The organism is Streptococcus rifensis, from assembly GCF_053203525.1.
In genome coordinates this window covers 67,909-80,033 of record NZ_JBRUCW010000009.1, presented here as the reverse complement: position 1 = coordinate 80,033, position 12,125 = coordinate 67,909, and the positions used below count along the sequence as shown (strand labels likewise).

General features: G+C 41.3%; 13 protein-coding genes. 1 reads left to right on the top strand and 12 read right to left on the bottom strand.

All coding sequences use genetic code 11. The features are described 5' to 3' along the window. Nucleotides 1–27: 27 nt before the first annotated feature. The 4 genes from ACVRYP_RS06870 to ACVRYP_RS06855 form a co-directional block, all read right to left on the bottom strand. Nucleotides 28–432 (bottom strand): GNAT family N-acetyltransferase, encoded by a 405-nt coding sequence (locus ACVRYP_RS06870; RefSeq protein WP_447468000.1) that lies wholly within the window; start codon nt 430–432, stop codon nt 28–30. 84 nt (nt 433–516) lie between these two features. Beyond that, on the bottom strand, nt 517–1,050 hold the full coding sequence (ntdP, locus tag ACVRYP_RS06865; protein WP_447467999.1) for a nucleoside tri-diphosphate phosphatase: 534 nt from the start codon (nt 1,048–1,050) through the stop codon (nt 517–519). 86 nt (nt 1,051–1,136) lie between these two features. Then, entirely contained in the window at nt 1,137–1,913 is a 777-nt protein-coding gene (gene recX / locus ACVRYP_RS06860) for a recombination regulator RecX (protein ID WP_447467998.1), read from the bottom strand. A 15-nt stretch (nt 1,914–1,928) separates the two neighbouring features. Continuing rightward, nucleotides 1,929–2,705 carry an aminoglycoside 3'-phosphotransferase gene (locus ACVRYP_RS06855; RefSeq protein WP_447467997.1) on the bottom strand — a complete coding sequence of 259 codons (777 nt, stop codon included), beginning with the start codon at nt 2,703–2,705 and terminating at the stop codon, nt 1,929–1,931. 107 nt (nt 2,706–2,812) lie between these two features. Here ACVRYP_RS06855 and ACVRYP_RS06850 point away from each other — a divergent pair, with 107 nt between their 5' ends. After that, nucleotides 2,813–3,124 (top strand): hypothetical protein, encoded by a 312-nt coding sequence (locus ACVRYP_RS06850; RefSeq protein ID WP_447467996.1) that lies wholly within the window; start codon nt 2,813–2,815, stop codon nt 3,122–3,124. A gap of 219 nt (nt 3,125–3,343) precedes the next feature. On the opposite strand, the gene ACVRYP_RS06845 is transcribed toward ACVRYP_RS06850, so the two are convergent. From ACVRYP_RS06845 to trhO, 8 genes are all read right to left on the bottom strand, one after another. Next, nucleotides 3,344–4,081, bottom strand: a complete 738-nt coding sequence (locus ACVRYP_RS06845) for a LytR/AlgR family response regulator transcription factor (RefSeq protein ID WP_447467995.1) — start codon at nt 4,079–4,081, stop codon at nt 3,344–3,346. Nucleotide 4,082: 1 nt separating this feature from the next. After that, nucleotides 4,083–4,925: a sensor histidine kinase gene (locus tag ACVRYP_RS06840; protein ID WP_447467994.1), complete on the bottom strand. Its 843-nt coding sequence runs from the start codon at nt 4,923–4,925 to the stop codon at nt 4,083–4,085. 816 nt (nt 4,926–5,741) lie between these two features. Next, entirely contained in the window at nt 5,742–6,575 is an 834-nt protein-coding gene (locus tag ACVRYP_RS06835) for an energy-coupling factor transporter transmembrane component T family protein (RefSeq protein WP_447467993.1), read from the bottom strand. Further along, nucleotides 6,565–8,247 carry an ABC transporter ATP-binding protein gene (locus ACVRYP_RS06830; protein WP_447467992.1) on the bottom strand — a complete coding sequence of 561 codons (1,683 nt, stop codon included), beginning with the start codon at nt 8,245–8,247 and terminating at the stop codon, nt 6,565–6,567. The genes ACVRYP_RS06835 and ACVRYP_RS06830 overlap by 11 nt, the downstream gene beginning before the upstream one ends. 81 nt (nt 8,248–8,328) lie before the next feature. Continuing rightward, entirely contained in the window at nt 8,329–8,967 is a 639-nt protein-coding gene (locus ACVRYP_RS06825) for a uridine kinase family protein (RefSeq protein WP_447467991.1), read from the bottom strand. Between the two features lies 1 nt (nt 8,968). Beyond that, on the bottom strand, nt 8,969–9,742 hold the full coding sequence (locus tag ACVRYP_RS06820; protein WP_447467990.1) for a nucleoside phosphorylase: 774 nt from the start codon (nt 9,740–9,742) through the stop codon (nt 8,969–8,971). A 659-nt stretch (nt 9,743–10,401) separates the two neighbouring features. Further along, nucleotides 10,402–10,905: a DUF6773 family protein gene (locus ACVRYP_RS06815; RefSeq protein WP_447467989.1), complete on the bottom strand. Its 504-nt coding sequence runs from the start codon at nt 10,903–10,905 to the stop codon at nt 10,402–10,404. Between the two features lie 161 nt (nt 10,906–11,066). Then, entirely contained in the window at nt 11,067–12,053 is a 987-nt protein-coding gene (gene trhO / locus ACVRYP_RS06810) for an oxygen-dependent tRNA uridine(34) hydroxylase TrhO (RefSeq protein WP_447467988.1), read from the bottom strand. Nucleotides 12,054–12,125: the final 72 nt, after the last annotated feature.

Sequence of the window (12,125 nt, the reverse complement as noted above, 5' to 3'; positions counted from 1 at the left end):
TAGTGCTTTAGCTGATAAACCCAACCCCTAGCTCAAGTATTTAACCAAATGGTATTTTATGATGCCTTTTTGAGGGACATCCTGAAGCTCACCGTATACCTGATAGCCTAATGCTTTATAAAAACCTTCAGCCTGATAGGATTTGGTCGATAGGGTTATACTGGTAATTCCTCTATCCTTAGCCAGCTCTTCAAATTCGCCCAGCAAGTCTCTGCCCAGGCCCTGCCCTTGTTGACTAGGATCAACCACCAAGGCCGTGATGTGGGCGTTCGCTAGACTAATTCGTGCTTGGAGGACAGCGACCAGTTCACCCGCAACCTCTCGGGTCAGAGTGACGGTGTCTGCTTGTTCCGATAGGGTCTTGTCTGGGCCAAACTGCTTTTGGTATTGCGCTTCAAATATCTTATCGATAAAGGCTTGGACATCACTCATCTTTTCTTCCTTTCATCTTCTTGACTTAACCGATTGAAAAGAGACCCCCACTGGTCAACCAGCGAGGGATTCTTTTATGCGACTTTAACGATTTTTCAGTTCAAGGTATCGTTTGTACCAGATGTTGACATAGGCTTCTGAAAACGGGCCCTTGCCTTGGTTAATCCAGTCTACCAATATCTTGACATGCTCCTTCAAGATATAGTCAATCTCTTTTGGATAGCTCATCTCTCGCTTATGGCGTTCATATTCCTCCACATCAAGAAGACGCTTCTCCCCATTGGTAAAGACTTTGACATCTAGGTCGTAGTCAATATACTTAAGAGCTTCACTATCCATAAGATAGGGACTGGCCAGATTACAGTAGTAAGACGTCCCTGTATCACGAATCATAGCAATGATATTGAACCAATATTTAGTATGAAAGTATACAATTGCGGGTTCCCTAGTCACCCAGCGTCTGCCATCATTTTCCGTCACTAAAGTGTGGTTGTTGACGCCAATAAGAGCATTTTCTGTTGTTTTGAGTACCATGGTATCTCGCCAAGTTCTGTGCAAGCTCCCATCATGCTTATAACTTTGAATTGTAATAAAGTCGCCTTCTTTTGGTAGTTTCATGGCTTACCAACTTTCTACAATTTTAAGTTTTTACTCAAATAGTCTACCATATTTTGACTAAAATTTCACGATTTTGATACAAAAGATTATAAATAGTCCCTTAAAGCCGAAGAAATATCCGAAAACTCGAAACCCTTGCGGGCTAAGGCCTGAGTCAAACGTTGTTTGAGCTCATAACCTTCATATTTGCGGCTATATTTGGAGTATTGCTTGTCCAATTCTCGGAAAATGAGGTCCTGCTCACTTTCCTCATCTTTTTCAAGGTCCAGATTATGAATAGCTTGATTGACTTCGCTATAGGAAAAGCCCTTGCTGGTCAAGCTTTGGATTAATTTATCCTTAAGACCCTTAGTTGGCAATTTACCCTCGTATTTTCGAGCCAGTTTGTCAGCCACGCGCTGACAGACTTCTGAAAAATCCGCCTCCGCCAAGGCTTCGTCAATGGTGCTTGCCACAATGCCCTTTTGAAGGAGTTTTTGCTTGAGAACATATCCTCCCTTATCTCCTGAGAGCTGATTGTGCTCGATAATGGTAACTACAAATTTTGCATCATCCAGCCAACCATCCGTCTGAAGATTTTTGATGACGCGGTTGATAATCTTCTCTTCAATCTCGTGCTTGGCCAAATAATCCCTGACCTCACGCGTTGTGCGTTGTTTAAAAGACAGCTGATAAAGGGCTAGGTTTTTCCCGTAGGAAAACTGAGCGAAATCCTTAATCTCACTCAACTCTTCTGGACTAATCACCTTATCTTTTGACAACATAAAGCGAACAATAGTGTCCTCTGTCACATAGAGTTTTTCTGATTCATCCAACTCTAAGAGGTAGAGCCGTTTTTTCTTTTCGATTCTTGTAATTTTCATAAAGTCCTCTATCCTCTAGCCAAATGCCTCAAAGGCGGCAATTAATTTTAAGCGTTCTAGGTCAACCTTGTCTCGCCCATAGCAGTCTAAAAAATAGTCTCCATAGGCATCTGTTCCCAGATTGTAATTCAAAGACCAAATGGCCCAAAAAAGGTCAATATGACGGTCGCCCCAGCCAGCCGAATCAAAGTCAATCAGGACATCAAACTGATAGTCCTTCTTCAAAATGATGTTCGGCAAGCAAAAATCCCCATGGATCAAGCAGTCTTCTGTTAAGGTATCCTTATAAGCTTGAACATAATCATAGGCTTCTTGACGCGTTTTCAGGCCAAACCTCGGTAACAAAGCAGATTCGTGAAAGGCACCCGTTTGGTAGTTCAATGCGACTAAGTCTTTATAGTCTGCTAAGCGGTTTTCCCTCGGAAAGTCATCTGGAGTCATCGCATGCAAGTGCGTTAAAATGCTGGCTAATACCTGACACAGTTTTCGCGGATTTGCCAGAAAGTGCGTAGCATCTTGACCATCAGCTGCCTTCGTCACTAAATAATCCCGATCTTCTGTCAGATAGGTCACCAGTTCAACACCCAGTCCCTTCTCCCAAAACCACTGACCAAGCTCAGCTTCCTGAGCCAAGCACCCTTTTGGAGCCACTTTTAAATAAAATCCCTTATCAAGGTAGAAAACCTGAGCCCCAGAATGAGAACTGCTATCAAAGATCTGGGTGTTTTTCAAAAATGGTTGAATTTTGCTTGGAAAATCTGCTAAATCAAGCGTTATCGTTTCTTTCATCATATCATTAGTATACCATAGTTCTAGCGAGCGATACCAAGACTTGACAGGACAATGGCAATCCTTTAAACTAGGTATAAGTATATTATAATATTAAACTAGAGGGAATCATGAATAAAAAACAGTTTAACTGGCTGATGACAGCTGTTGCCATCACGACCCTTTTCCTATTTGGTTTTGCCTTCATCACTCCAACGGCCAGTCGTCATTTCTTTGTTCGAAGCCTTCTGATTCTATTGATTATTTTTTGCGCTTATATCTGTTATACCTATCGAGATGACCTTAGCCCTTCTGAGCCTCTTTTTCATGTTCATATAGGACGTTCCGGCATCGGTCTTAACCCTCGCCATCCCCTAGGTTATAAGGTATACCTCGCACTCATCTTCATCTTTTTTACCCTCTTAATAGGCAGTTTTCTGTGATAATGATTTTAAATAAAGGTTTTTAGTGAACAAAAAAACGGAAATTTTCCGCTGTAATAAAAGAAGCTGAAACTATTGCGTTTCAGCCTCTCGGAATTTTTGAGACCTTAGGCTCAAAACTTAGGTTTGGAATCCCGGAGGGAGTCGCTACCGTCCGTTATCTCCTAAGGAAAGTTTCAAAAGAGACTTTGTCTTCAATCTGAATAGATCCTAAAGGGTCTATTTTTTCTGTTTTATCAAATCTTCCAAACTCTTTACTTTGCGTCTTGAAATCAGGCACTCCATCCCATTGCTAAAATAAACAATATTCTCTTGGCGATTGATTTCTTTAACCTTATTAGGATTAATCAGAAAAGCCTTATGAGCTCTGAAAAACCTTGGTTCCATCGCCTCTATCTCCTTCATACTCTCATAAAACTCAATCCGTTGACGATCTGTCCAAAGGATTAATTTATGAGCCGTCTGACTGGTTTCAATGTAATAAATCTCCTGAAAAGGTACACGAATATGGCGCTGTTGCGTTTGGATTTCAAAAACGTCTTCAGAATCCATGCTTTCATTACGTTCTAACACAAATTGAATGCTCGATAAGATATCCTTGGTAAAGGCGGTCGTCTCTCTTTCTTTATCCACAAAATCAAGGGCGGCGACCTTGTAACGGTAAGTGATGGCCGCAAACTCTGAATGCGTTGTGACAAAGACAATGGTCGCTTGATCATCTTTCTCCCGAATCTTTTGAGCAACTTCAAGGCCTTTCTTTTCTTGACCTTTTAACTCGATGTCTAAGAAATACAGCTGTTCCCGCCCAAAAGTTGTGATGCTATCCAGTAACTCATCTGGCTTTCCCGTTACCATTTGAATGGTCATAGGCTCTCCCAATTGCTTCGCAATCACTCCCAACACTTCCTGAAGGCGTGTTTGGTGGTAAAGCTCATCTTCTAAAATGTAAATATTCACCCTAACCTCCTATATAGACTATTTGCGTGAAAGTATCTTCTGTCTGTTCGGTTTCTAGCATCACATGGCTAAACCTCTCAACGATTTCCTGAACGTTAAAGAGCCCTGTGCCACGATCACTCCCTTTGGTTGAATAATCCTTTTGGTAAATGCGATGGATTGGAACCAAACCCTCTGCCTTTGAATTACTGACATAAACAATATGGCGCCCCTTGTCTTGAACAATGGCTAAGGTTAACCGAGGTCTGGTTGCCATCTTAGAAGCCTCGATAGCATTGTCTAAGAGGACTGAGAGCAGGCGAACAAAATCCAGCAAATCCATTTTCACGTCACGGATTTCCTGCTTGATTTCAATTACGACTTCAACCCCATCACGCGTTGCTTCCACCAACTTATGATATAAAAGGCTCTTGAGAGCTGGGTTCTCCAGATAAGACAGGTCATCAATATTTTCGCCTTCTGACAGGGCAACATTTGCCCGAATTAGGATTTCATGAAATAAAAATCGAACCTCATCGATATTTCCCGTCCGAATACTTTCTTCTAGGGAAATCAACATGTTCTTATAGTCATGCTTGAAGCCACGGACCGTCTGATACATCTGCTCGACCTGACGCGTGTAGAGGTTCAAACGCTCATACTGTGCCTCCTTCTCCCGACGCATGATTTCTTCCTTGTAAGCGATGAGTTTATTGTTTAAGAGAATCAGCACACTAATAATGAGGAAGATGTAGGCAAAAATCAAGGATTTGGTGTAGTGTGAAACAGCTTCTCTATGGAAAAAAATTTCAAAAAACTGTATTCCTACTAAAACAACTACAGAACTTATTAACGTTTTATTCAAAGGTCCTATAATTTTCTCAGTTACAAAATCATCTTCATCTTTTAAATAACTGGTATCAAGTTTTAGCTTATGAAATAAAAATTCATGAATAAGATAAGAGAAGAGTATTGATAAGAGCCAAAAAGTTGTGTAAAATTCACTGAAAAGTGATGATGAAACAAACTCCTCTATAAAAAGATCTATGAAATTCGTAAAAATAAAACAATAATTGTAAGTATATAAAGCATAAAATAACTGTTTATCCTTTTCTGTTTTTTTAAAATGATTCTTCCCAATAAAGAATAATTCTAAAATGACGAATGCATTAGAGGCTGCACCGAGTGTCATCATTCTAATTAATTCAATCACAAAAAATTGAATTAAAAATGTTCTTGAAAACTTTTCTCCTCTAATTCTTAAATAGACTAATAAGTAAAGTAAGATTTGAGAGAAAAGCGCAATAAACCCAATATAGTCTCTAATATTCATGTCTTCTCCTCGAAGGCATAAGCTTTAAGGCTTACGTCCTTTTAATGCTCCGAAAATTTTTTCCCAATCAAACATATCGTCTCTCCTTTCTGTTACATTAGTTAAGACGAAATATTCTGAATATTTAAATTATAATATAAATCATTTAAATATCAAAGCATTTGTCTTAAAATCTATCATTAGTTTAACATTTTCGGAACTTTATGGTTATAACATTCATAAACGGTCGTCTTTTCGTCACAAACGGTTAACATACGTCTTCGTAAAATGAACACCATTAATGGAAGACCAGATGCTTTAACATACCCAACCAAAAAAGCTGGACTCGCGTCTCAGCCATTTTCTCTATTAAAAAGGATTATAGAAGCGTCCACTATTGGTAAAAAATAGCAGAAAGGTAAGGCATACGATAGTTACTCCAAGACCAATTGTCAGATAATCGCTTCTCCTCAGGGGTTGGTAACTGTACCATGTTCTTTTTTGGTGTTGTCCAAATCTACGCAATTCCATGGCTGTCGAAATGGTTTCAATCCTATTTAGGGAGCTAAAAATCAGAGGAAGCACGATTTGAAGATTTCCCTTAATACGCTGAACGAGACTTGCTTTCTTAGATAGTTCTAGGCCTCTAGCCTCTTGACTTTTTTTAATCATGCCATATTCTTCCTGTAAATCTGGCACATAACGCAAGGCCAAGCTTACTGCGTAAGCAATTTTATAGGACACACCGATCTGGTTTAAGCTTGAGGCGAATTGGCTAGGGTGTGTGGTCATTAAGAAGAGAATCGCTAAGGGGACAGTGGATAGGTATTTGATGAAAACATTAAAGAGGTAGAACAGTTGTTCAGCAGTCACTGTAAAGCGTCCCCATCCTTGAGCTATCACGGTTCGACTGTCATAAATCCCTACCCCGTATTCTGGACTAAAGAGGTAAATGGTCACTAAATTAAGAACCAAAAAAATACCGATAAAAACTAGGACAAAGCGAACCTGTCGCCATTTAATCCCTGAAGATTGAAAGAGAAGCAAGCTCCCAAGAGATACCGCTAGTATCAGACGAGTGTCATAGGTCGACATCACTGAAACTGACACAAGAATAAAGAAAATCAGTTTACTAACGCCTGACAACTGATGAATAAAACTTTGCCCCGGCTGATAACCAAGAACTTTGGAGTTAGAGGCCATGCGACTGATTCCTTTCTTTGTAAAAATAAGTGAGACCTATCGGATCAACACCTAAGCGCTGAGCTAGGGTAAAGATACTGGTTTCCCGTAGATGAGCCTGCTCAACGAGGTCTAAATCAGAAAGGACCTCAACTGGCGACTGATCTGTCTTGATTTGACCATCAACCAAAACCACACAGCGGTCGCTGTGTTCCAACATCAACTGCATGTCATGGGTAATCATGACAATGGTGTGACCCATTTGAGCTAATTGGTCCAAAAATCGCATCATTTCTGTATAATGAGCCTGATCTTGCCCAGCAGTAGGCTCATCAAGTAAAAGGACTTTAACTCCTAAAACCATGATGGAAGCGATGGTGACCCGTTTTTTTTGGCCATAGGACAAGGCTGAGATGGGCCATTTTCGCATAGGATAAAGACCACAAACCTTTAAAACATTATGCACGCGCTTCTCAACTTCTACTTCCTCGATTCCTCTTAAGCGTAATCCTAGCGCTACTTCATCATAAATCATGGTTTGGCTGATCATCTGGTTAGGATTTTGAAGCACATAGCCGATGCGCTCTGCCCGCTCCTTGATGGAATCGCCTGCGATGGACTGACCTTCCCAGAGAAATTCACCCTCTGCCTCCACAAACTGGCACAGGACCTTGGCTAAGGTCGATTTTCCAGCTCCATTTTTGCCGACGATAGCCAGACGCTCTCCTGCGTGTAAATCTAAGGTAATCCCTTTGAGAATCGGTTGCTTAGTATAGCCGAAGGTAAGATGTCTCACACTAAGAAGTGGTTCTTTGCTATTGTTTTGAGGAACGGTGCTCTGAGGCAAAGGCGGGACAGAGATGTTAGCTAAATCTAGCTCAGATAACTGATCCAGAGGCTTATCACTAGTTAGGTCATAGCCTAAGTCTCGCAAAACAGAGAGATAAAGAGGCTCTCGGATACCATGCTCTGTCAGCAAAGTCGTCGCCAGTAGAGACTGGGGCGCACCATTAAACACAATCTTCCCATCATCAATCAAGATAACCCTATCTAACTGGAGGGCTAAAACTTCCTCTAAGCGGTGTTCTATGATTAGAGTAGTTGCCTTGGTTGACTCCTGTAGTCGTTGAATCAACGCGATCGTGTCTCGACCAGCCTGCGGATCAAGGTTGGCTAAAGGCTCATCAAAAAGAAGAATCGGGCTTTCATCAATCAGAACCCCTGCCAAACTGACCCGCTGTTTTTGACCACCTGATAAGTCCTGAGGTCGACGGTCTAATAAATCGCTGAGTTCTAGTTGCTGCGCCCACTTAGCAATTTGCTTCTGCATGTCGTTCTGAGGCACCTGGTCATTTTCTAGAGCAAATGCCATATCTTCTGCTACGGATAGACCGATGAACTGCCCATCTGTATCTTGCAAAACGGTTGAAACGATCTGAGATCTATCATAAATAGACGATTCAAAGGCAGGTTTCCCAGCTAACAATAATTCTCCTGACAATTCTCCCTTATAAATATGGGGAATGATACCATTTAATAATTGCCCAATGGTAGACTTACCTGAACCAGAAGGGCCTGCAATCAAGACTTTTTCCCCCTCATAAATCGTCATGTCTAATTGGTTAAGGGTCGGTTCTGCCTGAGCATCATATTGAAAGGTTAGATTTTTAAATTCGATTATCTTTTTCTTCATCCCTCTTATTGTAAACTAAAAAGGCTGAAATGTCAGCCTTTTTTGCCTTCCTATTTCCTATAACCCGCCATAGATTTTAGCTTACCAGAGACTCTTTGTGACCGCTAACTCATTTCCATTTTGAGTGACAACGACATCAAAATCTTTAGCTAAAGGAGCCATATAGAGGTCGTATTGTTTTCGCCTATGAACATGCGTTTGCTCCACAAAATGCTTCTCTCTCCCTCGAAGGCTAGTGTCTCTTGCAAGGCGTCGATTCAATTCGGTATCAGCATTTGTCGTTAAAAAAATGGATAAATCAAAGAGTTCCGCCTCTAAAAAGGTTGCCGACATGCCTTCCACAATGGTCACCGGGCGATTTGCTACTATACGTTCTTGCGCCTGCCAAGGTGTTTCAATAGTTAAAATATCCATACCAGAAGCCAACATCTGCAAATCACGCTTCAAGCTGGATAGCTCGTGCCGCAAGGGATGGCATGCTGTAATAGCATGTTGAACCGTTTGCCCATCAATGTCATAAGATAACAAAGCATCTTGACTGTATTTCCCTAAAATAACATAGGGATCTGTCCCTAGTAGATTAGCCTGGCCTTGAGGTAGCGACTGATACAGGTCTGTCGCTAAGGTCGATTTGCCTGAGCCACCATGTCCACAAATCCGAATGACTGAACGCTCTCTTGTTTTTACCCATGCTAGAATGTCATCTAAAAGCTTCTGCATTTCAAGTTTCCTCCGCAAAGGTTAAGGCTAATTCTACTGCTAAGGCTGCAATCTTATCCTTTTCATCAAGGTCTGCCGTGTTGGACAGGCTTCTCGGATTCCAAGCTTCTTCCGATAAATGGTCTGCCGCATAAAAGAAATGGCAGACATTGATCTGGCGAAAATCAGCCCAGGCAGCGACAGCTGAAGCCTCCATATCAACACAGATAGCTCCTAAGTCTTTACAATGATTCAGTTTTCCAATCGTTTCTCGGTAAATACCATCTGTCGTCCAGACCTTTCCGGTAGTATAGCTAATGCCTTTTTCTTTGAGAAAGGCTAAAAATTGCTCTTGTGTGTGTTGGTTGACAAGGATTTCATCTGACAGGGGAGCATAATGAAAAGACGTCCCTTCGTCACGAATCGCCATGGTTGGTACAATAATCGACGTTTCCTTAATACTTTCCTCCAAAACACCACACGTCCCAAAAAGAACCAAGGTCTCCATACCCATAGCCGCCAAATCTTCTAAAATAGCGACACAGGCAGGCGCTCCAACGACAGCATTAAATAATCCAATCTTCTGACCATTGACATCTGCAACATAAATCGGAATTTCCTGATTCGCAATCGCAGTTCGCGTCAATTCCTGTCCCGAAAAATCAGTAACCAATCTCCTGAAGGTCTCTCTCGCAAAACAAGACACCACGACCTTTGGAAAATCCTCTATTTTCGGGTTCAAGTCTTCTGGATTAATAATCGCCTTTTTCTCCGAATCAAAAGCTGTCAAAATCATACCTGTTCCTCCTTCTGCCTCATTATTCTAAGCCATTTCATTGCCCCTTAAAAGATTTTTCAAGAATGCCCTATTCTACCATGGGGAATTCCTAAAGGCAAGCACTTTTTAAGAAAAAGAAGGAAAGGAAACACTCTAAGAGAGTATTAAGATTGAAGACAAAGTCTCTTTTGAAACTTTCCTTAGGTGATAACGGACGGTAGCGACTCCCTTCGGGATTCCAAACCTAAGTTTTGAGCCTAAGGTCTCCAAACTTCCGAGTGCCTGAAACTATTGCGTTTCAGGCACTTTTATCACAGCGGAAAGTTTCGATAATTGCTCGCTTAGCTCGCAAAAGATCATCTCTTTAAAACCTTGCTAGAACTTTGTAATGTCCTGTTGACAGAAAAACTAGGGTTTGTCTACGTTCTCAACACTCTAAGAGAGTGTTGGTAGCTCCTAAATTGAAATAGCCTTTTACGCTCCCTATTGAGCTACAACAGACGCTAGCAAAATCTATGACTTTTTTAACACCCCACGGCCTGATTTAGGGCTAGCTAGGACAGCTTTCTGCCTAACTTTTAACCTTTCAAATACTGACTGCTATGATAGGTCCTAAAACGAACACCCCAAAAAAGCTTGAGACATTTTTGCCCCAAGCCAATTAAAGTATCTCCATTCTAGTCTACAGTTTTGTTTAATGTCTCTTCTACTTGCTTATACTGGGCTTCTAGAGCAGCCTTTTTCTGACGCTTTCTATAATAGATAAGCAATTGAAGGACAAGCTGCACCAATAGCACTACTAGGAAAAAGACCCCAACAACGGTTAGAAAAGTGGTGTCCCAAGGATTGACATACTGCCTCTCCTTAGCTTGATACTGAAAGATGGCAAAAACGCCTGTCAGCAAAACACTGGAAAAGAGAGCGACCTTCCAACCACCTGTTTTTTCCACTGCTATATTGACACCCAAGCGGATATGCCGAACAAGGCTATAAAGTATGGCTACTCCTAAGCAAATCAACTCAGTCACGTAAGAGATCAAGTCCCAATCATAGATAAACATTTTGATAATTACTGATCCTAATAGTATGAGAATTAATAGATAAACCATCTCTGTCATAATCTGTTGGTGCATGCTAATCTGACGATTGACCTGATCACTCTGTTTTATCGGTTCATTCATGAGGAATTCCTTTTCTTTCACCGTTTTCTCTTATTATACCGTAATTTTTGAGGAAAGCCTAGGCCGAGAAAAGAGAAAATAGATGAAACTGGTCAATCTTTTCATTGTCGATAGGAGAAATAAAAGCTCAGCAACAGCTGAGCTTTCATTCTTACAATAGGTTATGCTTGCATAACAGCTTCTGGTAAGGTTTCACCAATTTCAGCTAGACGTACCACAACCTCTTCACGCGAAAGGTTATGTTCTGCCACATAACGGTTTTTCTCATGAGCACGGCACTCTGCGGAACACCCGCGGAGGTACTTATGCTCATTTTCTTCAGACGTTAGCATACGGCGGTTACAAAATGGATTGCCACAATTGACATAGCGCTCGCAAGGCGTTCCGTCAAACCAGTCTTTTCCGACAACTGTTGGGTCAACATGGTTGATGTCAACTGCAATACGTTCATCAAAGACATACATCTTACCATCCCAAAGTTCACCTTGAACTTCTGGATCTTTACCGTAAGTGGCGATACCACCGTGTAATTGGCCAACATTTTTGTAGCCTTCACGAACCATCCAGCCAGAGAATTTCTCACAGCGAACACCACCTGTACAGTAGACAACTACACGTTTGTCCATGAATTTTTCCTTGTTATCACGTACCCATTGTGGAAGCTCGCGGAAGTTACGAATATCCGGACGGATAGAGCCACGGAAATGTCCGAGATCGTATTCGTAGTCGTTACGCGTGTCTAGAACAACTGTGTCCTCATCGAGAAGTGCTTCTTTAAATTGCTTTGGACTAAGGTATTCACCAGTCAGTTCAAGCGGGTTGATGTCTGTATCAAAATTGTTATCTTCTAAGCCGAGGTGAACGATCTCTTTTTTGTAACGCACATGCATTTTCTTAAAGGCATTCTGATTTTCCTCGTCAATTTTAAACCAGAGGTCTGCGAAGCGCTCATCACTGTGAACCCAGTCCATATATTTTTGAGTAGTTTCGTAGTCTCCTGAAACGGTTCCGTTAATGCCCTCATCAGCAATTAAGATCCGCCCTTTAAGACCGATCGATTTGCAAAATTCTAAGTGCTCTTGTGTGTAAGCCTCGGCGTTTTCAATAGGAACATACTTGTAGTAAAGTAATACACGAATATCTGACATTTTTGTCTCCTTTTTGCCTGTTGCAGGCAGGCTTTATTGTATGAAAATGAAACTTTTCATCTTTTTTATTAT

Excerpts from the sequence above, each read along its gene's own strand:
- recX (WP_447467998.1), bottom strand. The coding sequence starts at position 1,913 with ATGAAAATTACAAGAATCGAAAAGAAAAAACGGCTCTACCTCTTAGAG.
- ACVRYP_RS06850 (WP_447467996.1), top strand. The coding sequence starts at position 2,813 with ATGAATAAAAAACAGTTTAACTGGCTGATGACAGCTGTTGCCATCACG.
- ACVRYP_RS06855 (WP_447467997.1), bottom strand. The coding sequence starts at position 2,705 with ATGATGAAAGAAACGATAACGCTTGATTTAGCAGATTTTCCAAGCAAA.
- ACVRYP_RS06830 (WP_447467992.1), bottom strand. The coding sequence starts at position 8,247 with ATGAAGAAAAAGATAATCGAATTTAAAAATCTAACCTTTCAATATGAT.
- ntdP (WP_447467999.1), bottom strand. The coding sequence starts at position 1,050 with ATGAAACTACCAAAAGAAGGCGACTTTATTACAATTCAAAGTTATAAG.
- ACVRYP_RS06815 (WP_447467989.1), bottom strand. The coding sequence starts at position 10,905 with ATGAATGAACCGATAAAACAGAGTGATCAGGTCAATCGTCAGATTAGC.
- ACVRYP_RS06870 (WP_447468000.1), bottom strand. The coding sequence starts at position 432 with ATGAGTGATGTCCAAGCCTTTATCGATAAGATATTTGAAGCGCAATAC.
- ACVRYP_RS06835 (WP_447467993.1), bottom strand. The coding sequence starts at position 6,575 with ATGGCCTCTAACTCCAAAGTTCTTGGTTATCAGCCGGGGCAAAGTTTT.
- ACVRYP_RS06820 (WP_447467990.1), bottom strand. The coding sequence starts at position 9,742 with ATGATTTTGACAGCTTTTGATTCGGAGAAAAAGGCGATTATTAATCCA.
- ACVRYP_RS06825 (WP_447467991.1), bottom strand. The coding sequence starts at position 8,967 with ATGCAGAAGCTTTTAGATGACATTCTAGCATGGGTAAAAACAAGAGAG.
- trhO (WP_447467988.1), bottom strand. The coding sequence starts at position 12,053 with ATGTCAGATATTCGTGTATTACTTTACTACAAGTATGTTCCTATTGAA.